The organism is Janthinobacterium sp. GW822-FHT07H11 (assembly GCF_058798615.1).
In genome coordinates, this window is the sequence record NZ_CM179507.1 from 4,493,303 (window position 1) to 4,517,771 (window position 24,469).

13 protein-coding genes are annotated in these 24,469 nt (G+C 66.6%); 5 read left to right on the plus strand and 8 right to left on the minus strand.

Annotation, left to right across the window (positions count from 1 at the left end):
- Positions 1-60: 60 nt before the first annotated feature.
- Genes AC3RCJ_RS19780 through AC3RCJ_RS19800 form a run of 5 tightly spaced genes read right to left on the minus strand, consistent with a single transcriptional unit; the run spans position 61 to position 8,206 of the window.
- On the minus strand, positions 61-2,730 hold the full coding sequence (locus AC3RCJ_RS19780) for a molybdopterin-dependent oxidoreductase (protein WP_492963969.1): 2,670 nt from the start codon (positions 2,728-2,730) through the stop codon (positions 61-63).
- Positions 2,731-2,752: 22 nt separating this feature from the next.
- On the minus strand, positions 2,753-3,979 hold the full coding sequence (locus tag AC3RCJ_RS19785; RefSeq protein ID WP_492963971.1) for an NAD(P)/FAD-dependent oxidoreductase: 1,227 nt from the start codon (positions 3,977-3,979) through the stop codon (positions 2,753-2,755).
- Positions 3,976-4,332 (minus strand): nitrite reductase small subunit NirD, encoded by a 357-nt coding sequence (nirD, locus tag AC3RCJ_RS19790; RefSeq protein WP_492963987.1) that lies wholly within the window; start codon positions 4,330-4,332, stop codon positions 3,976-3,978. Before nirD ends, AC3RCJ_RS19785 begins: the two co-directional genes overlap by 4 nt.
- Before the next feature lie 12 nt (positions 4,333-4,344).
- Positions 4,345-6,900 carry a nitrite reductase large subunit NirB gene (gene nirB / locus AC3RCJ_RS19795; RefSeq protein WP_492963973.1) on the minus strand — a complete coding sequence of 852 codons (2,556 nt, stop codon included), beginning with the start codon at positions 6,898-6,900 and terminating at the stop codon, positions 4,345-4,347.
- 10 nt (positions 6,901-6,910) lie between these two features.
- Positions 6,911-8,206, minus strand: a complete 1,296-nt coding sequence (locus AC3RCJ_RS19800; protein WP_492963975.1) for an MFS transporter — start codon at positions 8,204-8,206, stop codon at positions 6,911-6,913.
- A 323-nt stretch (positions 8,207-8,529) separates the two neighbouring features.
- Between AC3RCJ_RS19800 and AC3RCJ_RS19805 the strand changes: the two genes are divergently transcribed.
- Complete coding sequence (locus AC3RCJ_RS19805; RefSeq protein ID WP_492963977.1) at positions 8,530-10,248, plus strand: CehA/McbA family metallohydrolase; 1,719 nt, start codon at positions 8,530-8,532, stop codon at positions 10,246-10,248.
- A gap of 194 nt (positions 10,249-10,442) precedes the next feature.
- The gene (locus tag AC3RCJ_RS19810) at positions 10,443-12,545 is read left to right on the plus strand and encodes a prolyl oligopeptidase family serine peptidase (protein WP_492963979.1); all 2,103 of its coding nucleotides are present in this window, start codon (positions 10,443-10,445) and stop codon (positions 12,543-12,545) included.
- A 130-nt stretch (positions 12,546-12,675) separates the two neighbouring features.
- On the opposite strand, the gene AC3RCJ_RS19815 is transcribed toward AC3RCJ_RS19810, so the two are convergent.
- Complete coding sequence (locus AC3RCJ_RS19815) at positions 12,676-13,299, minus strand: glutathione S-transferase family protein (protein WP_492963980.1); 624 nt, start codon at positions 13,297-13,299, stop codon at positions 12,676-12,678.
- Between the two features lie 254 nt (positions 13,300-13,553).
- Between AC3RCJ_RS19815 and AC3RCJ_RS19820 the strand changes: the two genes are divergently transcribed.
- Positions 13,554-16,247, plus strand: a complete 2,694-nt coding sequence (locus tag AC3RCJ_RS19820; protein ID WP_492963982.1) for a M1 family metallopeptidase — start codon at positions 13,554-13,556, stop codon at positions 16,245-16,247.
- Between the two features lie 627 nt (positions 16,248-16,874).
- Positions 16,875-17,630 carry a YceI family protein gene (locus AC3RCJ_RS19825; RefSeq protein WP_492965024.1) on the plus strand — a complete coding sequence of 252 codons (756 nt, stop codon included), beginning with the start codon at positions 16,875-16,877 and terminating at the stop codon, positions 17,628-17,630.
- On the opposite strand, the gene AC3RCJ_RS19830 is transcribed toward AC3RCJ_RS19825, so the two are convergent.
- Positions 17,593-18,222, minus strand: a complete 630-nt coding sequence (locus AC3RCJ_RS19830; protein ID WP_492964467.1) for a LysE family translocator — start codon at positions 18,220-18,222, stop codon at positions 17,593-17,595. The genes AC3RCJ_RS19825 and AC3RCJ_RS19830 overlap by 38 nt on opposite strands.
- 174 nt (positions 18,223-18,396) lie before the next feature.
- On the opposite strand from AC3RCJ_RS19830, the gene AC3RCJ_RS19835 reads away from it, so the two are divergent.
- Complete coding sequence (locus AC3RCJ_RS19835; protein ID WP_492964469.1) at positions 18,397-21,285, plus strand: hybrid sensor histidine kinase/response regulator; 2,889 nt, start codon at positions 18,397-18,399, stop codon at positions 21,283-21,285.
- A 41-nt stretch (positions 21,286-21,326) separates the two neighbouring features.
- On the opposite strand, the gene AC3RCJ_RS19840 is transcribed toward AC3RCJ_RS19835, so the two are convergent.
- Positions 21,327-24,410, minus strand: a complete 3,084-nt coding sequence (locus tag AC3RCJ_RS19840) for an NAD(P)-binding protein (protein WP_492965027.1) — start codon at positions 24,408-24,410, stop codon at positions 21,327-21,329.
- Between the last annotated feature and the right edge of the window lie 59 nt (positions 24,411-24,469).

Below are 24,469 nucleotides of genomic sequence, written 5' to 3' on the forward strand. Positions count from 1 at the left end.
CACTGCCTCTCTGTTATAGAGCTGGCAATATAACAAAGCCGCGCCGGAAAGGACAGATTTTCAGGCCGCGCTGCGCGCCTCAAGCAGCAATTGTCGTATCTCGGGCACGCAGGAGCCGCAATTGCCGCCCGCCTTGACGCAGGCCGTCACCTGCGCCGTCGTCGTCAGCTGCTGTTCCACGATGGCGGCGCAGATGGTGTTGCGCCCCACCCCGAAGCACGAACACACGGTGGGTCCCGCATCCATGCCCTTGCCGATCGGCTGGCCCAGCAGCACGCCGGCGCGATCAAGCGCCTCCATTTGCGCGTGCGCAAACAGGCTGGCCAGCCAGCTGCGCGACGGCAGGTCGGGACGGGGCGAGACATACACGCATTGCGCGATGCGCCCCTCGTCCAGGTGCACGGCGCGGTACACGCCGGCGCTGGCGTCCGCATAATCGAGCCAGTCAGCCTTGTCGTCCGTGACGCCCAGCAGCGCGCGCGCCCAGGCGCCGAAATCCTCGATGCGCTGGCGGCCCGCCAGCTCGTAGCGCAGGAATTGCTCGCCCTGCACGCGCGTCCAGTGCGCCACGCCGTCGAGAATCAAAGGCGTGCGGCTCAGGACGAACGCATGCCAGTGCACGCGGAACTGCTCGATGCGCACGGGCGTATGCTTGAATTCCGGTTCGCCCGAGACGGGGTCGACGACCGGGTTGACGACGGCGCCCACGCGCGCGTCGGAGGCATTCGCGTCGCTCCAGTGGATGGGCACGAAGACCTGGCCGCGCGCGATGCCGCCGCCATGCACGACGCGCGCCACCATCGCGCCCCAGGCGCTGGAAATGCGCGCCAGCTCGCCCTCGCGCACGCTGTACAGCAATGCATCCTGCGGATGGAGGTCGATGAACGCTTCGGCGACGTGGCCCGACAATTTCGCCGCCTTGCCCGTGCGCGTCATCGTGTGCCACTGGTCGCGCACCCTGCCCGTGTTGAGGATCAGCGGATAGTCTTCGTCGGGCGCGTTGCGCGGCGCGCGCGGCGCCGTCGGCACGAAGCGCGCGCGCCCGTCCGCATGGGCGTAGCGGCCGTCGCCGAACAGCCGTGCCTGGCCCTGCGGCCACTGTTGCGGCGCCAGCGCGTCATATTGCGCCGCATCAAGGTTGTCCAGGCCAGCCAGGTTGAACAGCCGCGCCGTTTCCGCCCTATTGCGGAAGGTCGACAGGCGCGCATGCTCGTTAAAAATGGCTTGCGGCGAAGCGAAATCGAAGCCGGCATAGCCCATGCGCCGCGCCACGTCGCACAGCACGTCCCAGTCGGCGCGCGCCTCGCCCGGCGCCGGCAAGAACGCGCGCTGGCGCGAGATCCGGCGCTCCGAGTTCGTCACCGTGCCGTCCTTCTCGCCCCAGCCCAGCGCGGGCAGCAGCACGTCGGCGTGGGCATTCGTGTCCGACTGCGCGCTGATGTCCGACACCACCACCAGTTCGCATTGGTCGAGCGCGCGGCGCACCTGCTCGGCGTCCGGCATGCTGACCAGCGGGTTGGTGGCGATGATCCACACGGCCTTGACCTTGCCCGATTCGATCGCGTGGAACAGTTCCAAGGCCTTCAGGCCCGGCTTGTGCGCCATGCGGGGCGAGTCCCAGAAGGTTTGCACGGTGTCGCGGTGCAGCGGATTGTCCAGTTCCAGGTGCGTCGCCAGCATATTGGCCAGGCCGCCCACTTCGCGCCCGCCCATGGCGTTCGGTTGGCCCGTCAGCGAAAACGGCCCCATGCCGGGCTGGCCGATGCGCCCTGTCGCCAGGTGGCAGTTGATGATGCTGTTGACCTTGTCCGTGCCGGAGGATGACTGGTTCACGCCCTGCGAAAAGGCCGTGACCACCTTGCGCGTGGCGGCAAAGGCCTGGTAAAACGCCAGCAGGGCCTGCGGGTCGACCTTGCAGATGCGCGCCACCTGCAGCGGGTCGGCGCAGTCCACGTGCGCGGCCGCCAGCGCCTCGTCCAGGCCGCGGCTGTGCCGCGTGACGAAATCGCCGTCGATCGTGCCTTCGCGCGCCAGATAACACAGCAAGCCGTTGAACAGCCACACATCGGTGCCCGGCTTCACGGGCAGGTGCAGATCGGCCAGCTCGCAGGTGGCCGTGCGGCGCGGGTCGATCACCACCAGTTTCATCTCCGGCCGGGTTTCCTTGATGCGGGCGATGCGCTGGAACAAAATCGGGTGGCACCAGGCCGTGTTCGAGCCCACCAGCACCACCATGTCGGCCAGTTCCAGGTCTTCATAGCAGCCGGGCACGATATCCTCGCCGAACGCGCGCTTGTGGCCGGCCACGGCCGAGGACATGCACAGGCGCGAATTGGTGTCGATGTTCGCGCTGCCCACATAGCCTTTCATGAATTTATTGGCAATGTAATAATCTTCCGTCAACAGCTGGCCCGAGACATACAGGGCCACGGCGTCCGGGCCGTGTTCATCGATGATGGCGCGCAGGCTGCCCGCCACCCGGTCCAGCGCGGCATCCCAGGAAGCGCGCCGCAGCACGCCGTCGACGCGCACCTGCGGCTGCAGCAGGCGGTTGTCGAGGCCCACGGTGTCGCCCAGGGCCGAGCCTTTCACGCACAAACGGCCCAGGTTGGCCGGGTGGCTGGCGTCGCCGGCGATGCGGATGGCGCCATCGGGCAGGCGTGTCGCTTCCACGCCGCAGCCGACGCCGCAGTACGGGCAAGTGGTTTTTACGGGCGTGCAGCTTGTCATGGATGTGTCCTGTTGGTCGCGGTCAGGCGGCCTGGCCGCACAGGGCCTGGCCAAACAATAAATGGGCGCGCAGCTTGCTGATGTCGCGGCGCTGCTGGATCAGGTCGAAATACCAGGGACCGTCCTGCACGTCGCCATACAGCACGGCGCCGGCCAGGCGGCTGCCCTGCACCACCAGGCGCTTGTAGATGCCGCGGCGCGGATCGCGCAGCACCAGGTCTTCGCTGCCCTCGCCGCCGAGGATGTCGCCGGCCGAATACAGGTCGATGCCCGTCACTTTCAATTTGGTGGCGCTGGCCTGCTGCACATAGCGCCGGTGACCAGCGCCGGCCAGGTGGGCGCCGCACACGCGCGCCTGCTCCCAGATGGGCGCCACCAGGCCGAAGGTGGCGCGCCGGTGCTGCACGCATTCGCCCACCGCATACACGCGCGGATCGTAGCTTTGCAGGCAGTCGTCGACGACGATGGCCCGCTCGCAGTGCAGCCCCGCGTCCTGCGCCAGGGCGATGTTGGGCCGCACGCCGGCCGTCATCACCACCAGGTCGGCGGGAATGCTGCTGCCGTCCGCAAACTGCACGCCCTCCACCCGGCGCGTGCCCGTAATGACGCTGGTGCTCGCCTGCATCAAAAAGCGCAGGCCGCGCGCTTCCAGCGCCGATTTCAGCAGCAGCGACGCGGGTGCGTCGAGCTGCTGGTTCATCAGCGCGCCGCCCATGTGCACCACGGTGACGTCCATGCCCTGGCGCTGCAGGCCGTTGGCCGCTTCCAGCCCCAGCAAGCCGCCGCCGATGACGACCGCGTGGCGGTGCTGGCGCGCCGCGCGCAGCATGGTATCGACGTCGTCGAGGTCGCGAAAACCGATCACGCCGGGCAGTTCGTGGCCCGGCACGGGCACGATGAAGGGCGTGGAACCGGTGGCCAGCAGCAAACGGTCATAGGCGACCGTGATGCCGGACAGCGCCTGCACGGTGCGTGCCTGGCGGTCGATGCGCACCACGGGGTCGCCCGCGTGCAGGGTGATGCCGTTTTGCGCATACCAGTCGCGCGTGTGCAGCATGATGTCGTCCACCGTCTTTTCGCCGGCCAGCACCGGGGAGAGCAAAATGCGGTTGTAATTGCCGTGCGGCTCGGCGCCGAAGACGGTGATGTCATACAGGTCCGGGGCCAGTTTCAGCAATTCCTCGACCGTGCGCATGCCGGCCATGCCGTTGCCGACCACGACTAAAGACGGCCGTGCGGCGGTGTTCATATGGCCACCCACACCAGGCCGTCAAGCACGCGCGCCGGCCACGTGTCCACAGAATGCGCGGGCGCTTCGATGCACTCGCCGCTGGCCAGGTCGAAATGCTGCTTGTACAGCGGCGACGCCACCACGACGCGCTCGCCGATGCTGCCCACCAGGCCCCGCGAGAGCACCGAGGCGCCCGCGTTCGGGTCGATATTGTCGATGGCGTACACGCGCGGCGCGGCATCGCCGACGCGGAACACGGCCACGTGGCGGCCGCCCAGCAGCGCACACACGCCCGTGTCGGGCACGATGTCGGCCAGCGGGCAGACGGCCATCCAGCTGGCGTCGGCGACGGTGCCGCTCAATTCATTCATGGCATTCATGGCTCACGCCTCCACGGCAAGGATGGGGATGACGGCGCCGGCACGGCGCTCGTCCACGGTGGCGGGCCGGATCTGGCCCCGCTCTTCGACAAACACCACGTTTTCATCGTTATTCCCGCTGTTGACGAAATGGCGGAAGCGCTGGCGCACGGCGGGGTTGGAGACGGCTTCCTTCCACTCGCAGGCATAGGTGTCGACCACGTGCTGCATGTCCGCTTCCAGCTCGTGGGCGATGCCCAGGCTGTCGTCGACAATGACGCGCTTGAGGTAATCGAGGCCTCCTTCCAGGTTGTCACGCCACACGCTGGTGCGCTGCAGGCGGTCGGCCGTGCGCACGTAAAACATCAAAAAGCGGTCGACATAGCGCACCAGGGAGGCTTCGTCCAGATCGGATGCCAGCAGTTCCGCGTGGCGCGGCTTCATGCCGCCATTGCCGCACACGTACAGGTTCCAGCCCTTTTCCGTGGCGATCAGGCCGATGTCCTTGCCCTGCGCCTCGGCGCATTCGCGCGTGCAGCCGGACACGCCAAACTTGATCTTGTGCGGCGTGCGCAAGCCCTTGTAGCGGTTTTCCAGTTGAATCGCAAAGCCCACGCTGTCGGCCACGCCGTAGCGGCACCAGGTGGAGCCGACGCACGATTTGACCGTGCGCAAGGATTTGCCGTAGGCGTGGCCCGACTCGAAGCCGGCCGCGATCAGCTCTTCCCAGATGGCCGGCAACTGGTCCACGCGGGCGCCGAACAGGTCGACGCGCTGGCCGCCCGTGATCTTCGTATAGAGACCGTATTTTTTCGCCACCATGCCCACGGCGATCAAGCCGTCGGCCGTCACCTCGCCGCCCGGCATGCGCGGCACGACGGAATACGTGCCATCCTTCTGGATATTGCCAAGAAAATAATCATTGCTGTCCTGCAGGCTGGCATGCACGGGCGACAGCACGAAATCGTTCCAGCAAGACGCCAGGATATTCGCCGCCACGGGCTTGCACACGTCGCAACCGAGACCCTTTCCATGCGCGCCCAAGAGTTCGCCGAAGCTGCGGAGCTTGCCCACGCGTACCAGGTGGTGCAATTCCTGGCGCGAGTACGCAAAGTGTTCGCACACGTGATTGTTCACGGCCAGGCCCTGCTTCTGCATTTCCGCCTTCATGATCTGCGTCACCAGCGGCACGCAGCCGCCGCAGGCGGTGCCGGCCTTGGTGCAGCTTTTGAGGGCAGCGATGGTGGTCGCGCCCCCGGCGACGGCCGCGCACAAGGCGCCTTTCGACACGTCGTTGCACGAGCAGATTTGCGCCGACTCGGGCAAGGCGTCCACGCCGAGGCCCGCCTTTTGCTGGCCGTCCGCCTGCGGCAGGATCAGGAATTCGGGGAACTCGGGCAGCTCGATCTTGTTCAACATCATCTGCAGCAAGGTGCCATATTCGCTGGCGTCGCCCACCATCACGCCGCCCAGCAAATACTTGCCGCAGTCGGAGACGACGATCTTCTTGTAGATCTGCTTGCGCTCGTCCATGAACTGGTAGGAGCGGCTGCCCGGCGCATTGCCGTGCGGGTCGCCCAGGCTGGCCACGTCCACGCCCATCAGTTTGAGCTTGGTGCTCATGTCGGCGCCCTTGAACGAGGCTTCGCCCTCCTCCTGCAACAGGTGGCGGGCGGCGATGCGTGCCATCTCGTAGCCGGGCGCCACCAGGCCGAACACCAGGCCGCCCCACAGCGCGCATTCGCCGATCGCATAGATGTCCGGGTCGGAGGTGAGGCAGCTGTCGTCGATGGCGATGCCGCCGCGCGGTCCCACGTCCAGGCCGCAGGCGCGCGCCAGTTCGTCGCGCGGACGGATGCCGGCCGAGAAGACGATCATGTCCGCTTCCAGGTGGCTGCCGTCGGCGAACTGCATGCGGTGCGTGGCTGATTCGCCGTCAACGATGGCCAGCGTATTCTTTTGCGTGTGCACGGTCACGCCCAGTTCCTCGATCTTGCGGCGCAGGACGCGCGCGCCGCCCTCGTCCACCTGCACGGCCATCAGGCGCGGCGCGAATTCCACCACGTGGGTGTCGAGCTTCAGGTCGCGCAAGGCTTTCGCACATTCGAGGCCCAGCAAGCCGCCGCCGATGACCACGCCCGTTTTCGACTTGGCGCCCCAGGCCAGCATGGCTTCCAGGTCTTCGATGGTGCGGTAGACGAAGCAGCCATCGCGCTCCTTGCCCGGCAGCGGCGGCACGAACGGCGTCGAACCGGTGGCGAACACGAGTTTGTCATAGGCCAGCACTTCACCCGTGCTGGCCGTGACGGTTTTCGCCGCGCGGTCGATGGACACGGCGCGCGCATTGAGCTTCAACACGACGTTGTCCTTGTCGAAGAAGCCGGGCGTCACCAAGGAGAGGTCCTCGGCCGATTTTCCGCTGAAAAATTCGGACAGGTGCACCCGGTCGTAGGCGGGGCGCGGTTCTTCGCACAGCACGGTGACGTGCAGGTGCGGCGCGCTTTCCAGCGCCAGGCGTTCGAGGAATTTATGCCCGACCATGCCATGGCCAAGGACGACGATCTTCAGGGGGTGGTTCATGCTTGTCTCCTCAGGCCGCGGCCATGTTCGGTTCGGCCGCCAGCCCCGTGAAGCGGGCGGCGATGGCGCACAGGGCCGAGACCACCACCAGGGCGCTGAGGATGGTCAATGTCTGGCGGATGTCGCCCGTGCCCTTCATCAGGAAGCCGGCCGCCACGGCGCCCACGTTGCCGCCCGCGCCGATGATGCCGGCCACGCCGCCGAGAGCGCGGCTGTCGATGAAGGGCACCAGCGCGTAGGTGGCGCCGCAGGCCATGTGGGTGAACAGGCCGAAGACCAGCATGGCGATGACGGCATACGTGACGCTGTCGACCTTGGCAAACCACAGCAAGCCCACGCCTTCGCCTATCATCAGCATGAACAGCAGGGTGACGCGGCTGTTCAGGTTGCCGCGCAGGGCCAGCTTGTCGGACAGCCAGCCGCCCAGCGCGCGGGCAAACAGGGCCAGCAGGCCGAAGCTGCCGGCGGCCAGGCCCGCCGATTTCAAGGACAGGCCGAAATGGTCGACGTAGTAGACGGCCGCGATATTGTGGATGAAGATCTCGATGCCGAAGCAGGCGCCGTAGGTGACGAACAGCAGCCAGACGCGATAATTGCCGCTGGCGGCCTTGAAGCTGTCCCAGCCGCCCTTTTTTCCTCCTTCGATGGCCACGCCGGCGGCGCGCAAGTCCGAGTAATTTCCTTCCGGGCAATCCTGCGTATAGCGCCAGTACAGCGCGGCCATCCCCAGCATCAGCACGCCCGGCACCAGCAGCGCGATGCGCCAGCCCAGCGATTCGGACACGCCCAGCATCAGCACGGCGCCCAGCAGCAGCGGCATCAGCGCCTGCGCCGCGCCGCCGCCCGCATTGCCCCAGCCGGCGGCGGCCGCATTCGCCGTGCCCACGACGCGGGGCGCGAACATCACGGACGTATGATATTGCGTGATGACAAAGCTGGCACCGACAGCGCCGATGCCCAGGCGGAAGAACAGGAAACTTTCATAGCTTTGCGAGGCGGCCACGCCCAGCACGGGGATGGCACCGAGCAGCAGCAAGCCCGTGTAGGTCTTGCGCGGGCCGTAGCGGTCGCACAAGGGGCCGACGATCAGGCGCACGAGGATGGTGATGGCGACGGCGGCGATATTGATGTTCGCCACTTGCGCCAGGGAAAGACCGAACTCGCCCTTGATGACCGGCATCAGCGGCGCGCAAGCGAACCAGGCGAAGAAACACACGAAAAATGCCATCCACGTCAGGTGGAATGCGCGCATGGGCGGCGTGGCGAGGGAGAAGAGCGCGATGCGCGTTGCTTTTTGGCTGGCCATGATAGGTTCCCGAAATATCCCGTTGATAAAACAAAACGGCGCCCGCCCCGCCGATGAAAAAGATCAGCCAGAGCGGACGCCGTTGTCCAGGTGGTCCGTCGTTGGACCGTTGTTAAGTTTATTCAAGGGATCGCCGTTGATCCGTATCACCTGTTTAGCAAGCGCCGTGCCAGGCCCGTCCAGGGGTAGCTGTCGTATCCGCACGGACTTTGCGCCAGATCATGGCATTTGGCGGTGCAGGCACGCCTCTTCTTGGTGCGTCGCGGAACTCGAAAGTGCAATGATTGTCTAATTGTCATTGAGTTCATGAAGCGGAGGCCGGCATGCTCGGGCAACTGCGGCAGTGGCAGCCATGGCGCGGCGTGGCACGTGCGCTCGCGTGCGCCTGCGTGGGCGCGCTCTTGATCACGTGGAGTAGCAGTGCCGCGGCGCAAGATGGCGATGCCGAACCCAGGGAGCACAGCGAGCTGGACGCGACGGTATTCGCACCGTTCCACGCGGCGCGCGGCGCGCGGGCCACGCAGGCGCGCAGCGCGCAGTCACGTACGTTTATTGTGCGCCTCACGTATCCGGACGCAGGCCGCGCCCATGCCGTGCGCTGGACCTTGACCCTGTCCGGCCCCGGCCCGCAAGGGGCCGTGCTGCGGCGCTGGTCGGGCACGGAACAGGTCGATGCGGGCGGCACGAGCATCCGCTTGCCCTGGGATGGCCGCGCCGATGCCGATGCGCGCGAACGGCGCATGCTGGCGCCGGACGGCTTGTACGAATTGCGCCTGCTGGCCGTGGCGGACCAGGACACGGCCCGGGAAGCGGCCGTGGAACAAGTATGGCCCATCGCCGTCAACCGGGCCGGCGCCGCGCCGCCGCAGGTGCCCGCGTTCCACGCAGGCTTGCTCCGCCTCAATGGCGCCGCCTACCGCATCGTCTACGCCAACCTGCACAGCCAGACGCGCCACAGCGACGGCGGCGCCCCGCTGGACGCCTGCCATGGCGCGCAGGAACCGCAAACGGCGCCCTACGGTCCCATCGATGCATACAAATATGCGCAAGAACACGGGCTCGACGTCCTGCTGACGTCCGAGCACAACCACATGTATGACGGTTCTGACGGCACCAACAGCGCGGCCGTGCCGGCCGAAGCGACAGCGCTGTACCAGACGGGCCTGGCCGAAGCGGCCGCCTATACCAATGCCCACCCCGGCTTCCTGGCCCTGTACGGCATGGAATGGGGCGTCATCAACAAGGGCGGCCATTTGAACATCTTTAATAGCGATCAGTTGCTGGGCTGGGAAAGGAATGCCCAGGGCGAACTGCTGGCCGACGTGGAAACGCCGAAAAGCGACTACGCCGCCCTGTATGCGCTGATGCGCGCGCGGGGCTGGCTGGGCCAGTTCAACCACCCGGCGCAAACGGGGCAGTTTCTCGTCGACGACCAGCCGCTCGGCTACACGCCGGACGGCGACGCGGCCATGGTGCTGTGCGAAGTGATGAACACCTCCGCCTTTTCCAGCAACGACCAGGAAACGGAAACGCGGCGCAGCAATTACGAGGCGGCCTGCAACCGGGCGCTGGCGGCCGGCTACCACCTGGCCTTCAGCAGCAACCAGGACAACCACTGCGCCAACTGGGGCGCCTCCTACGGCAACCGCACGGCCGTGCTGGTGAAAGCCGATGCGGCCAACGCGCCGCTGTCGCGCGAGCAGCTGTTTGAGGCGCTGCGCGCGCGGCGCGTCTTTGCCACCATGGACAAGCACGCGCAACTGCTGTTGACGGCCAATGGCAGGATGATGGGTGAGCGCTTCGACAACCAGGGGCCCTTGCAACTGTCCGCCAGCTTCAGCAACGATGCGGGCCGGCAGGCGGCCGCCATCACCATCTTCCACGGCGTGCCTGGCAGCAATGGCAACGTCACGCCCCTGACGGACCAGGCCGAGGTCACCGTCACGCCCGCGCCCGGCCCCCATTTCTACTATGCGCGCCTGGTCCAGGACGACGGCAACATCGTCTGGTCGGCGCCCCTCTGGGTGATGCAGCTGCCCTGAGCGGACCGCGCCCTTGCCGCGCTGCCGCAGATTCTACGGCCAGCGGGCGCCACGGCAAATAATATTGGAAAGCATGTCTTTTCCTCACTGGATTCCATCTGACACTGGTTCCTAGAAGCAATCCATGGCACCATGGTTGCGCCGTTTTGAGCAGCAACACGGCATACACCCGAACCATCGAGGAAAAATCGTCCATGTCATCCTATCGTACCTTCGCCGGCAGCATGCTGCTCGGCCTGGCCGCAGCGGGCATCGCCCATGCGCAAGCCGCCGCTCCCGCCACCCCGGCCGATCCCCACCTGTGGCTGGAAGAAGTCCTCGGCGACAAGCCGCTGGCCTGGGTCAAGCAGCACAATGCCGTCACCGTCAAGGAACTGGAAGGCCGGCCCGGCTTCCCCGCCTTGCAGGCGCGCCTGAAAACCATCCTCAACTCGAAGGAACGCATTCCCTACGTCAGCAAGGAAGGCGAGTTTTACTATAACTTCTGGCGCGATGCCCAGCACGTGCGCGGCATCTGGCGCCGCACCACCCTGGCGCAGTACCAGCAGGCCGAACCCGTATGGGAAACCGTGATCGACCTGGACCAGCTGGCCGCCGGCGAGAACGAAAACTGGGTCTGGGGCGGCGCCTCCTGCCTGTATCCGAAGGGCGAACGCTGCCTCATCTCCCTGTCGCGCGGCGGCGGCGATGCCAAGGTGGTGCGCGAATACGACGTGGCCAAACGCGCCTTCGTCGACGGCGGCTTCAGCCTGCCCGAAGCGAAGAGCAGCGCCGGCTGGATCGACCAGGACACCTTGTTCGTCTCCACCGATTTCGGCCCCGGCTCGATGACCAGCTCGGGCTACCCGCGCATCATCAAAGAGTGGCAGCGCGGCACGCCGCTGGCGCAGGCGCGCACCTTGTATGAAGCCAAGCCCGACGACCTGAGCGCGGGCGCCTACAAGGATTTCACGCCCGGCCATGAACACCAGTTCGTCGAACGCCAGATCGATTTCTATAGCGGGGAAATGTTCCTGCGCGATGGAGCCAGCCTGAAAAAAGTGCCGAAACCGGACGACGCCACGGCATTCACCGTGCGCGACCAGCTGGTCATCACCTTGCGCTCGGACTGGAAAGTGAACGGCAAGACCTACCTGCAAGGCTCGCTGCTGGCCACGGATTTCAAGGCCTTCATGCAGGGCAAACAGGAGCTGGAAGTGCTGTACGCGCCCACGGCCACGTCGTCGCTGGACAATGTCACCCCAACGAAGTCGGCCATCCTGCTGACGACCCTGGACAAGGTCAAGAACCGCCTGACGGAACTGCGCCACGTGAACGGCCAATGGCAGCGCCGCCCGGTCGATGCGCCGGCACTGGGCACGCTGGCCGTCAGCGCGCTCGACCCGGTCGATTCGGAGCAGTACTTCCTGACCGTCACCGACTTCCTCAATCCCACCACGCTGTACCTGGCCACGGCCGGCAGCGACCAGCGCACGAAAATCAAGTCGCTGCCGGCCTTCTTCGACGCCGTGCCATACAAGGTGGAGCAATTCGAATCGACGTCGAAGGATGGCACCCGGGTACCCTACTTCGCCATCATGAACAAGGCCACGAAGTTCGACGGCACCAATCCCACCGTGCTGTATGGCTACGGCGGCTTCGAAGTGTCGCTGAAACCGAGCTACAGCGGCACCACGGGCGTGGCGTGGCTGGAAAAAGGCGGCGTCTACGTGCTGGCCAATATCCGCGGCGGCGGCGAGTTCGGTCCCCGCTGGCACCAGGCGGCGCTGAAGGAAAACCGCCAGCGCGCCTATGACGATTTCATCTCGGTGGCGCAGGATTTGATCAAGCGCAAGGTCACCAGTCCGCGCCACCTGGGCATCATGGGCGGCAGCAATGGCGGCCTGCTGACGGGTGCCGTGCTGGTGCAGCGTCCTGACCTGTTCAACGCCGTCGTCAGCCAGGTACCGCTGCTCGACATGCGCCGCTATAACAAGATGCTGGCGGGCGCTTCGTGGATGGGAGAGTACGGCGACCCGGACGTGCCGCAGCAGTGGGCCTACATCGGCAAGTACTCGCCGTACCAGAACGTCTTCAAGGACAAGAAATATCCGCGCGTGCTGTTTACCACCTCGACCCGCGACGACCGCGTGCACCCTGGCCACGCGCGCAAGATGGTGGCAAAGATGGAAGAGCAGGGCCACGACGTGCTGTACTGGGAAAACACGGAAGGCGGCCATGCGGGCGCCGCCAACAACGACCAGCAGGCGCTGATGTGGGCGCTGACCTACAGCTTCCTGCAGGAGCAGCTGAAGTAAGTGGTGATGTCGGATTACGCGTTCCGCTCATCCGACCTGCCGGCCTGTCGCTGGGCGTAGGCCGGCGTAGGTCGGCTTAGCCCAACGGGCGCAAGCCGACAACATAGTTGAAGCGGGCCGCACGCAGGGCTTACTTCGCCTGTGCGCTGGGCCGCTCGGCGATGCGGTCGCGGTAGGCCTGCAGGTTGGATAAGCCTTCCGCGCCCGGACGGTACTTCATCAGGCCGCGCGCGAATTCCAGCGCGCAGAAGGCCGTGATGTCGGCAATCGTAAACCGTTCGCCGGCGATGTAGGGCTGGTGCGCCAGCACCTGGTCCAGCCACTGCGTCGTCTCGCGCAGCTTGCCCGCCTGTGCCGCAGCGAAATCGGGAAACTGCGGGTTTTCCAGCGCCACCAGGGCCGGATGGCCGTGGCGCACCCAGTTGGCGGCGGCGCTGAACAGATGCAGTTCCACCCGGCGGTCGGCCATTTCGATGAAGGCGCGCTCCTCGAAACCCTCGCCCATCAGGTTCGGCTGCGGCTGCAAGCCTTCCAGGTAGGTGCAGATGGCGCGCGTCTCGGTCAGCACGCGCCCGTCGTCCAGTTCCAGCACGGGCACGCGGCCCAGCGGGTTTTTTGCCAGGAAGGCGGGATCGCGGTGCTGGCCCGCCATCAGGTCGAGCGCCACTTCCTCGATGCCGGCGATGCCCTTTTCGGCGATGAACATGGTGACGCGGCGGGGATTGGGCGTGCGGGGGCTGATAGTCAGTTTCATGTGCGTGGGTCTCGTCTCGTGATGGTGGTGGTCAATCAGGCGCGGCACCGGCCTGCGGCAGTACGCTCAGGCGTCCATCATACCAGCGCCCGGCAGCCTTGCGCCGCCCCTGGCGCGTTGACTTTGCCCCCGTTACGCCGTAGATTGCTGCACGGGAACGCTGGCATCCAGTTCCAGCGAGGTCCCCCAACCGTCATCGACGTCCCCGCCCTACCCGGCCGGCCGGCGTTTTACTCATGCAACCAGGGCATACCATGCATCGCACACCGACTCCCCGCTTCCGCCGCCGCCAGCTGGCCGCCGCCATCCTGGCACTGACTGCCGTCACCGCCTTCAAGCCGGGCCACGCGGCTCCCGCCGCCAAATACGCCTCGGCCAGCCATGCCGGCACCACCACGACCCAGCTGCCGCGCGGCGTCACGCCCCTGCACTATATCCTGTCGATCACGCCGGACGCCGCCGCCTCCGCCTTCAAGGGCGAGGCAGCCATCAAGGTGGCCGTCGACACGCCGACGGCCAGCATCACCTTCAATGCCCTGAACCTGGCGTTTACGGCCGCCGCCATCGAAGGCGCGGGCGGCAGCAAGCAGGTGACGCGCAAGATCGATATCGATGCGGACAAGCAGACGGCCACCGTGCATTTCGCCCAGCCCGTGGCCAGGGGCGAGTACCTGCTGCGCATCGACTACAGCGGCAAGATCGGCACGCAGGCCACGGGCCTGTTCTCGCTCGACTACGATACGCCGCAGGGCCGCCAGCGCGCGCTGTACACGCAGTTCGAAAATTCCGATGCGCGCAGCATGCTGCCGTCCTGGGATGAGCCGGACTACAAGGCCACCTTCGCGCTGGACGTGGTCGTGCCGAGCAGCCAGATGGCCGTCAGCAACATGCCGATCGCCAGCAGCGAAGACCTGGGCAATGGCAGGAAGCACGTGTACTTCGCCACCACGCCGCGCATGTCGACGTATCTGCTGTTCTTCGGCCTGGGCGACTTCGAACGGGCGACAACGATGGCCGACGGCACGGAGATAGGCGTCATCACCAAGAAAGGCGCGCTGGCGCAAAGCCGCTTCGCGCTCGACGAGTCAAGCGCCCTGCTGCGCGAGTACAACGATTATTTCGGCGTGCGCTACCCGCTGCCCAAGCTCGACAACATCGCCGCGCCGGGCCGCAGCCAGTTCTTCGGCGCCATGGAAAACTGGGGCGCCGTGTTCACCTTCGAATACGGCCTGCTGCTCGACCCGGCCATCTCGACCCAGTCGGACAAGGAAAACATCTACACCACGCTGTCGCATGAAATGGCGCACCAGTGGTTCGGCGACCTGGTCACCATGCGCTGGTGGGACGACCTGTGGCTCAACGAAGGTTTCGCCTCGTGGATGGAGAGCCGCACCACCGAACGCCTGCACCCGGAATGGAACACCGCCCTGTCCAACGTGGCCGGGCGCGAAACGGCCATGGCCAGGGATGCGCTGCGCACCACGCATCCGGTCATCCAGCGCATCGCCACGGTGGAACAGGCCAGCCAGGCCTTCGACACCATCACCTACCAGAAAGGCGAAGCGGTGATCCGCATGCTCGAAGCCTACGTGGGCGCCGACACCTGGCGCACGGCCGTGCGCAGCTACATGCGCAAGCATGCGTATGGCAATACGGTGTCGGACGACCTGTGGCGCGAAGTCGATGCGGCCGCCGGCAAGCCCGTCAGCGCCGTCGCGCACGACTTCACCCTGCAGCCCGGCGTGCCGATGATCACGGTGGGCGAGGCCGTGTGCCGCAAGGGCCGCACGCGCGTCACCCTGACGCAGACGGAATTGCGCCCGGACCAGCCGGACAGGAAGCCGCTGTCGTGGAAAGTGCCGGTGATCGCGTCGACGGTCGGCAATGGCAGGCAGGCGCGCGTGCTGGTGCAGGATGGCAAGGCGACCTTGAGCGTGCCTGGCTGCGGCGCCCTGCTGGTGAACGCGGGCCAGAGCGGCTACTACCGCACCGTGTACGCACCGGCCAACGCGCGCGCGCTGGCGCGCAGCTTTGCGCGCCTGGCGCCGATCGACCAGCTGGGCTTGCTGGCCGACAGCCAGTCGCTGGGCCTGGCGGGCGCGCAAAACCTGGCCGATTTCCTGGAACTGGTGAAAGCGACGCCCCTGTCGGCCGATCCGCAGGTGCTGGGCAAGGTGGCCGCCTCGCTCAATAGCCTGTACGAACAATACGCGGGCGACCCCGCGCGCCAGCAGGCCTTCGGCCGTTTCGCCGTAGCGCGCCTGGCGCCGATGATGGCGCAGACGGGCTGGCAAGCGCGCGCGGGCGAAGCATCGAGCGTGGCGACCCTGCGTGGCCAGCTGATCGCCATCCTCGGCGACATGGGCGAGCCGGGCGTGCTGGCCGAGGCGCGCCGCCGCCATGCGGCCGGCGAACAGGACCCGGCCGCCATGCCGGCGCCGCTGCGCCGCGTCATCCTGGGCGTGGTGGCGCAGCATGCGGACGCCGCCACCTGGGAGCAGCTGCACGCCAGGGCGCAGCAGGAAAAGACGCCGCTGGTGAGGAACCAGCTGTACGACCTGCTCGCCTCGAGCGACGATCCGGCCCTGGCGCAGCGCGCGCTGGCACTGGCGCTGACGGAGGAGCCGGGCGTGACGAACGGCCCGGCCATGATCTCGCGCGTCGCGCGCGCGCATCCCGACCTGGCCTTCGACTTTGCGCTGGCGCACCTCGAGCAGGTCAATGCGCGCATCGACGCCAGCTCGCGCAGCCGCTACTTCCCGCGCCTGGCCGCCGGCTCGGCGCGGCCGGACATGATCGCCAAGCTGCAGGCGTACGCGCAGGCCAACCTGCCCGAGGGCGCGCGCGGCGATGCCGACAGTTCCGCGGCCGGCATCGAATACCGCATCAAGCTGCGCGCCGAGCGCCTGCCGGCCGTTGACGCGTGGCTGGCGCGGCAGCAGGGATAAGGCGGAAAACGCCCCGGGCGCCGACGGCGCGCGGGGCGGCCGGATGGAAAGGCAAAAAAAAACCGGCTTCGCTAGTCGCGGCAGCCGGTTGAAACGCTGTTTCAGAGCGCAGGGATAAACAGGGACAAAGCGGAAATCGTGCCGGTCATTGAGGTGTCCGGCAACCTTGGGCCCGGGGTTTCCGTGCGCCATGTATCCACTATGCCAGTCCTTGCTTCAGGCAGGCTTAGGACTTCATTAAATCCGCCACCGATGGCCGCCTGTTTCCGCAAGTTCCCGCAAGTTCCTTCTCCTGTCCTGCTTTTCTTGCCAACGCAGCATGTTTTTTCGCTGCGCCGGCCTGTCTGGTGCCGATGGTTGAGCTCACCGGCTAAGCTGTTGAGTCATGCCTGCATCCTAGCGCTCCCGGAGCGTAGTGACCTGCGCAAGACATGCCATGTGCCAACAAAAGCATCATAACAGCGCCATATGACCGCCATATGACGTGGCGCTATCGCGCGCCACCACCGCGCCGCGAACGCTTGATGCAGCTCAAGCTCCCTGCGCGCGCCGCGCAGTGCCCGCCCGCCAGCCATCCCCTAGTATAGTGACGGCATACACCGCTCACCCCATTGTCCAGGAAGCCACATGTCCAATCCGTCCCGCCGCCTGTCCGCCCTGTGTGCCTGCCTGGCCCTGGCCGCCTGTTCGCCGCTGGCCGGTCCCCCGCCCGCGCAGCCGCAGGCCAGTGCCGCGCCGGCGCCGGCCGCGACCGCCCGGGCGGCCCCGGACTGGCAGGCCAGCGGCGCCCGCCTGTTGTACCTCGCCCCGCAAGAGTCGCTGCTGACCATCACCGTGCGCCGCGGCGGCGCGCTGGCGCGGCTCGGGCACGACCACGTGATCGCCAGCCGCACCTTGCAAGGCGCGGTGGCGCCCGCGCTGGGGCGCGCCGAATTCCGCTTCAGGCTCGACGAGATGAGCGTCGATGAAAGCGGCTTGCGCGCGGCGGCCGGGCTGACGACCACGCCGTCGGCCGAGGCGATTGCCGGCACGCGCCGCAATATGCTGGCACGCGTGCTCGATGCCGAACGCTATCCATGGGTGCGTATCGAGGCCCGGCGCGAGGGCGGCGCCGAGGTGCTGGACGCGGACATCACCTTGCACGGCGTGACGCGCAGGGTCAAGGTGCCGGCGCACATCACCGAAGCGGCCGACGGGCGCAGCCTGCAGGCGAGCGGCACGCTGCGCTTGAAGCAAAGCGATTTCGGCATCGTGCCCTTTGCCATCCTGGGCGGCGCCATGGCCGTGCAGGACGAAATGGAACTGGCCTTTCACATCACGGCCGTGGCGCACGGCAGCGACGGTTCTAGCGCGACAGGATCAGGCGCAGGCCCAGCCCGATGAAGATGGTGCCGGCCACGCGGTCCAGCCACAGGCCCGCGCGCGGATGGCGGTTGACCCATTTGCCGACGGCGCCAGAGAAATAGCCTAGCAGCCCGAACAGCACGCAAGCCTGGGCCGTGAATACCAGGCCCAGCTGGGCCGTCTGCCAGCTGGCGCTGCCTTGTCCCGCGACCACGAATTGCGGCAAAAAGGACAGAAAAAACAGCACGACTTTCGGATTGATACTGTTGGCAAGCAAACCCTTGGCAAACAGGCGCGCCAGCGATTCATCGACCAAGGCCGTGGCGCCGTCGACCCGGGCGCCGCCGCGGCTGCGCAGGGCGCCGATGCCCAGCCACACCAGATACAGGCCGCCGGCCACTTTCAGCATGGAAAATGCCGTCGGCGAGGCGGCCAGCAGGGCCGATACGCCGATGCTCGCCAGCAGCGTATGCGTGAGGCAGCCCAGGGCGCAGCCGAGGCCAAAGACCATGCCCTGGCGCCTGCCGCGCGACATGCCCACGCCCAGCACCATCAGGTTGTCGGGGCCGGGACTGGCGGTGATGAGCACGGCGGCGGCCAGGAAGGCCAGTAATTGGTCGGGACTGAGCATGGTGGAACTCGCAGGCAAAAAAGCGCCATGATACCGGAGCCGGCCGGATTGCATGCCGTCCTCATGCCAACATGACATGAAATTGCGCGTGCGCCACGCGAGTCGATTAAAATGGCCATATCCACAGCACAGGGCTTGCCGCCTATCCCCGCGCGACAATCACCATACCGACCGATGCCAGCCCACCCGATCCCGCCCCGCCGCTGCGCTTCCCGTCCCTGCGCCAGCGCCTGGCTCTGCCGGTGGCTGCTCCTGGCCAGCCTGCTTGGCCTGGCGTGCCTGGCACAGGCCGCGCCGCTGCCGCTGACCGTGCACGGCATCCATCACCTGGGCGACGGCGGCCGCCTGTACGCGGCGGCCGATGCCCTGCCGCCCGCCGATGCCGCCGCCCTGCCCGCCTGGCTGGCCCGCCAGCGCCCGGCCGCCGAGGTGGACCTGTTCGGCGGCGCCTACTGGCTGCATGCGCAGGTGCGCAACGACAGCCATGAAAAAGCCTGGGTCATCGATCCCAACGATACCCTGATCGACCTGGTCGACATCCACGTGTATGGACCGGGCCTGCGCGCCGCGCCGCAAACCATGCTGTCGGGCTACCAGCGGCCACATGAATACCTGCTGCACTACGGCAAGAATGTCTTGCTGGAACCGGGCGCCACCTACGAGGTGCTGATCCATTTTTCCAGTCCGTATTACGCGCGCCCGCCCATGTTCGGCATCCAGACGCAGGCGGCCTACCGCAAGCTGGTAGGCCAGGAAAACTTCCTGATGGTGGCGTCCATCGGCGCCCTGCTGGCGCTGGGCCTGTTCAATTTCTTCATCTTTTCCATCACGCTGGACAAGGCCTCGATTTACTACGCGCTGTACGTGCTGACCTATGGCCTGGCCTGGGCCATGACCTTCCACGTCTTCGCCGACCTGTTCGACTGGCATCTGCTGCGGCTGCATTACGTGCCCTTCTTCCTGCTGCCCGTCTTCAGCACGCTGTTCTACACGCACTTCCTGCGCCTGCGCGAATATTCGCCGCTGCTCGACCGCCTGAGCCGCATCAACCTGGTCCTGCCCCTGCTGCTGCTGCCCAGCTGCTTCTTCTACCTGCAGTACGCGCATGCGCTGGCCACCATCGTCATCACCGTGTGGATGGTGCTGGCGCTCACCTGCGGCATCGTCGTGTGGCGCCGCGGCTACCAGCCGGCGCGCTTCTTCATCATGGCCTTCATCGCGCTGATGCTGCCAGGCCTGCTGATCCTGCCCGCCAACCTGGGGCTGATTCCCGCCGTGGTGGCCAATGCGCAGCTGCTGGCCCTGCTGGGCGGCACGCTGGACGGCTTGCTGCTGGCGTTCGCGCTGGCCGACCAGATCCGGCTGCTGCGCAACAACCTGGAGCAGCGGGTGCAGGAGCGCACGCTGGCGCTGACCCTCAGCAACGACGCGCTGCTGGCGGCCAAGGAGCACGCGGAAGTGGTCAGCCGCCACCGCATCGACTTCCTGTCGGCCATGAGCCACGACATCCGCACGCCGCTGGCCGGCGTGATCGGCATGCTGAAATTCGCGCTGCGCGACCAGACGGTGCGCGGCCGCACGCAGGAATACCTGCGCATCGGCCTGCACAACAGCGAATCGCTGCTGGCCATCCTCAATGACATCCTCGATTTTTCCAAGATCGATGCGGGCAAGCTGAGTCTTGAAACGCTGGACTTCGACCTGCTGGCGCTGATCGGCGACGCGGCCGGCATCGTGCAGGGCCAGGCCGATGCCAAGAGCCTGCTGCTGCGCCGCGAACTGGCGCTGGACCTGCCCCGCTACGTGCGCGCCGACCCCACGCGCCTGCGCCAGATCCTGATCAACCTGCTGGGCAATGCGATCAAGTTCACGGCCAACGGCGAAGTGCTGCTGGAAGTGCGGCGCAGGCGCGCGCCGCGGCGCAAGGACGGCCGCAGCGAGATCGAGTTCGTCATCAGCGACACGGGGCCCGGCATCGATGCCGATACCCTGCCCCGTTTGTTCCAGAAGTTCGAGCAGGCCGACCATTCGACCACGCGACGCTACGGCGGCACGGGCCTGGGCCTGGCCATCTGCAAGGAGCTGGTGGAACTGATGCAGGGCGCCATCGGCGTGGAAAGCCGCGTCGGCATCGGCTCGCGCTTTCACTTCAGCCTGCCCCTGGCCGACGGCAATGCGCCGCCCGCCGACGCGCGGCTGGCGGCACGCCATGCGCGCCACGCCTGCCGCCTGCGCATCCTGTGCGCCGAAGACGTGCGCACCAACCAGATCATCATCGGCACGCTGCTGGAGAGCATGGGCCACGACGTGACGATCGTCGAGAATGGCGAGGAAGCCCTGCGCGCGCTGGGCAACGGCGGCTACGATGCCGTGCTGATGGACGGCCGCATGCCGCTGATGGATGGCGAACAGGCGGCGCGCCTGATCCGCGCCGGCGGCGACGCGCGCTTTGCCATCCCCGACGCGCGCATTCCCATCATCGCGCTGACGGCCAACGCCAGCGAACATGACCGCCGCCGCTACCTCGATTCCGGCATGGACGATTTCCTCAGCAAGCCCGTCGATGAAACGCTGCTGTTCCAGAAGATCGATGCCCTGATCGACCTGCTGCTGGCGCGCGGCCATGCGCTGCCGCCCGCCGTGGCCGGCGATGACGACGCGCTGGCGCGCCAGTTCGGCCTGGACCAGGACAGCGCGCCGGCTGCGGCGGCGCCGGCCGACCCCATGTCGCTGCCCGTGCACATCCTGCCGCTGGCCGGCCTGTCGCCGCAGCACCTGCAGCGCATCGCGCAAGCGTTTCTCGACGAGGCGCCGCGCCGCCTGGACCTGGCCTGCCATGCCGTCAGCAACGGCAATGCCAGCGCGGCGGCCGCCGCCTTCCATGCATTGAAGGGCAGCGCCGGCTACCTGAGCCGCCCCACCTTGCACGGCCTGTGCCACCAGATGGAAACGCTGGCCTCGAACGGCCAGCTGGACGAGGTGGAGCACTTCCTGCCGCAGATCCGGGCGGTGCTGGGCGAGGCGCGCGAGGACCTGGCCGCGCCGTCGAACGCCGGGGATTGAGCCGGGCAGCACTACCCGCGGCTGCCCTGCCCGCGCCGGGCTTAAAAGTCCGTCTCGCCCTGGATCACGGCCGGATGGCCGGTCATGGCGCGCGACGTCTGCATGCCCGCCATCACGGCCGCCTCCACGCAGCCCGCATTGATGCCCGTCCTGATCCAGTCGCCCGTGAGGAACAGGTTGCTGAAACCCGACTGGTCGGTGGCCAGCCGGTACTGCGTGCTGCCCACCACCGACATCACGTAGCGCTCGGACGGGTCGACATTGGCGCGCCAGTACTGGCTGTCGAAGCGCGCCGGGCCACTGCCCTCCTTCGCGTCGACCAGCCATTGCCAGGGAAAAGCGCCGGGTGCGCCCGCCTCCGGCCACAGCGCGCCGATTTCGCGCTCCAACTGGTGCAGCGCGCCCGCTTTCGCCCTGGCGGCGCAGCGCGCGGGGAAATCCGTGTCGGTGACGGGCGGGTAGCTGTCGACGGGGAAGGCGCTGCAAAAGTACGAGACGTTTTTCGGCGCCAGCCCCGCCGGCCAGTCCTCATGGGCCAGCAGCTGGTCCATCGGCGCCCACGTGTCGTACGGCTCCGTGAAGGCCGACAGCACGGGCTGCTGGCCCTTCGGCTGCGTGGTCCAGCCCATCTGATGCAAATCCTTGTTGAGCCACACCTGGTAGGCCTGCGTGGCCACCGTTTTCACCTTGTCGGCCGCCAGCTGCAGGGCCGGGCTTTGCGCCAGCAGTTGCGGGCACAGGGCCGGCAGCGAGCCGATGGAAATGCCGAACACCACCTTGTCAAAGTCGACGCCCTTCTTCAGGACCGTGGCGGGCAGCGCGCGGCCGAACGCCTGCCGGTACTGCCGCGGCCAGTCGCTCCAGTACGATTCCAGGTTGACTTGCTGCTCCTGCAGCAGTGCCGCTTGCGCCGCATCAAGCTGCGCATAATCGGGCGCGCTGGGCCAGCAAGCCAGGCCTTTCACGTCCACCAGCGGCGCGTAGCCGGCGGCCGGGTCCTTCAATTGCACCTGCTCGGTGATGCGGATGCTGTCGATGTCGCCCGCGCCCGGCACCAGTTCTTCCACGCGCTGGAAGAACTTGAATTCCACTCCGCGCTTGCGCAGCACCTGGTACAGCGGCGTGAAGATGGTGTCGCCCATGCCGGCCTGCATCTTGAACATGATGCCGCCCTTGTAGGCCAGGCCGATGCGCGCCATCGCCCGCAACAGTGTCCCCGCTTCGATGTTCGGCTTGGCGAAATCGCCGCCCTCGTAGGCGAACACCAGGTCGTAGAAGCCGCGCACGGGCGCCGAATTGACGCTGAACTGCTCGTCGCCGCCATGTTTTCTCAGCCAGGCGCGGAAGTCGATGTCGTTGATGACGTCGAAGCCATTCTTGAACACGCCATCCTCGAACATGCCCTTCATGACCGTGATGCCCAGGTCCAGACAGGTGAACAGGCGGCGCAATTCATCGTCGCCATCGATCAGGGCGCGGTAGCGCAGGCGCAGCCAGGCGCGGATGCCGTTCAGGGTGCTGGCCAGCAGCTGGTGGCGGGCCTGGTCGTGGCGCGAGGAGTCCGGCGCCAGGTCGGCCACCAGCGCCGCCAGCGCGCCGACGGACAAGCCCACGTCCAGCCCCAGTTCATCGGCCTGCCCCACCACGGCATCGGCCAGGCGGCGCAGCCAGCCCGGCCACACGCCCTCTCCTTGCGAGGCACTGGCACGCACGATGCGCGCGTCGGCATCGGCCACTTGCCGGATCTGGCGCAGCCACTGCTCGATCCAGCCCACCATGGCGATGGCCATCTGCCACAGGGTGATGTCTTCGCCGCCCTCGCCCGGCTCGCCCGGCAAGGTGGGAAACACGATGGACCAGTTGCGCCATTGTCCCTTGACGTCTTCCGACAGGGCCACGTAATCGTGCTGCTTGAAGGCGTCGCGCCAGGTGGCCAGCGGCGATCCGGGCGGGCGTTCCAGGCTCGCATACGCTTCCTTGATCATCTTGAAGGCGTTCGCATAAAAGCCGAACCAGATGTGCAGGCCGTGCTCCTCGATGCGCTGGCCCGCCTGCGCATTGCGTCCGCTGGCCCCCTTGCCGCCCAGGCGCCAGCCCAGCTGGTAGACGGTGATGGCGTGCCGGTTTTGCCAGCCCGGCTGGTTCGTCAAATAATACGCCGCCGTCATGGCGGCCACGCCGCCGCCGAGGATGGCGATCTTTTCCGGCGCGATGCGCGAATTGTCGACCAGTTCCTCGCCCGGCATGGCCGTGAAGTCGAAATTCACATTGAAGGGCAGGATGGCCGCCTGCGGCCCCAGCTGCAAGCCCAGGGTCTGGTCCAGCGGGAAGCTGTCGAAGGCGTGCACCGTGCATTCGTATTCGTAACCGAGCAGGCGCGCGCTGTGCAGGCGGTTGATCTCGGCCGGCGCGGCCACCAGGGCCTGGTACACGGCCTTGACGCCCGCGCTGTCGGGGAATTGCTTGAGGAAAATCTGGTCGATGCGCGGCTTGCGCAGCAGCGACAGGATGTCTGCCCAGCCGGCCTGGTCCATGTCGAAGAAATCGGGGATGGAGAGAAAAATCTGGAACGCCTGCTCGATGAGTTCCAGGAAACTGTTGACGGGCTTGTGCGCTCCCGTCCGTACCGTGGCATTGATTTCCAACAAAGGATGCAGGGCCAGTTTTGTTTCCGGCGAAAAATGCTGGAAACCCTTGGCGGCCACGGAACAGCGCAGCGGCTCGCTGCCGGCGGCGGGAATCTCGTAGTCGCACAGGTACTTGGGATAGCCGAACAGTTCGCGCCCGTTGATCAGGGCCATGGCGTCATCGACAAAGATATGGCAAGGATACCAGTAGATATGCGCGAGCTTGCCGTGCTCATCCATCTGCCCGACCATGATCCAGGTGACGATGTCGACTTCCGTGATCCAGCCCTTGGCCTGGTCCACGGGATTGCTTGAATCCGCATGGTTGACGCGCGTAAACGTCAGCATCACGTACGGTGACAGGGCTTTCAGGGTCATCCTGCCGCCGGCCACCTGGTTCAGCGTGGTGTTGACGGTGGCCTGCAGTTTCGCCAGGTTGCCCTTGACGAAATAGCCATACATTTCCGATTGTTTCAATTGCAGCGGCGAGTGCATCATCACCGAACCGCCCTGGTAAATATAACTAGGTCTTGCCGCCATCGCCATGCCCCCAATTA

Excerpts from the sequence above, each read along its gene's own strand:
- AC3RCJ_RS19835 (WP_492964469.1), top strand. The coding sequence starts at position 18,397 with ATGCCAGCCCACCCGATCCCGCCCCGCCGCTGCGCTTCCCGTCCCTGC.
- nirB (WP_492963973.1), bottom strand. The coding sequence starts at position 6,900 with ATGAACCACCCCCTGAAGATCGTCGTCCTTGGCCATGGCATGGTCGGG.
- AC3RCJ_RS19815 (WP_492963980.1), bottom strand. The coding sequence starts at position 13,299 with ATGAAACTGACTATCAGCCCCCGCACGCCCAATCCCCGCCGCGTCACC.
- AC3RCJ_RS19810 (WP_492963979.1), top strand. The coding sequence starts at position 10,443 with ATGTCATCCTATCGTACCTTCGCCGGCAGCATGCTGCTCGGCCTGGCC.
- AC3RCJ_RS19805 (WP_492963977.1), top strand. The coding sequence starts at position 8,530 with ATGCTCGGGCAACTGCGGCAGTGGCAGCCATGGCGCGGCGTGGCACGT.
- AC3RCJ_RS19785 (WP_492963971.1), bottom strand. The coding sequence starts at position 3,979 with ATGAACACCGCCGCACGGCCGTCTTTAGTCGTGGTCGGCAACGGCATG.
- nirD (WP_492963987.1), bottom strand. The coding sequence starts at position 4,332 with ATGAATGAATTGAGCGGCACCGTCGCCGACGCCAGCTGGATGGCCGTC.
- AC3RCJ_RS19825 (WP_492965024.1), top strand. The coding sequence starts at position 16,875 with ATGTCCAATCCGTCCCGCCGCCTGTCCGCCCTGTGTGCCTGCCTGGCC.
- AC3RCJ_RS19800 (WP_492963975.1), bottom strand. The coding sequence starts at position 8,206 with ATGGCCAGCCAAAAAGCAACGCGCATCGCGCTCTTCTCCCTCGCCACG.
- AC3RCJ_RS19830 (WP_492964467.1), bottom strand. The coding sequence starts at position 18,222 with ATGCTCAGTCCCGACCAATTACTGGCCTTCCTGGCCGCCGCCGTGCTC.
- AC3RCJ_RS19780 (WP_492963969.1), bottom strand. The coding sequence starts at position 2,730 with ATGACAAGCTGCACGCCCGTAAAAACCACTTGCCCGTACTGCGGCGTC.
- AC3RCJ_RS19820 (WP_492963982.1), top strand. The coding sequence starts at position 13,554 with ATGCATCGCACACCGACTCCCCGCTTCCGCCGCCGCCAGCTGGCCGCC.
- AC3RCJ_RS19840 (WP_492965027.1), bottom strand. The coding sequence starts at position 24,410 with ATGATGCACTCGCCGCTGCAATTGAAACAATCGGAAATGTATGGCTAT.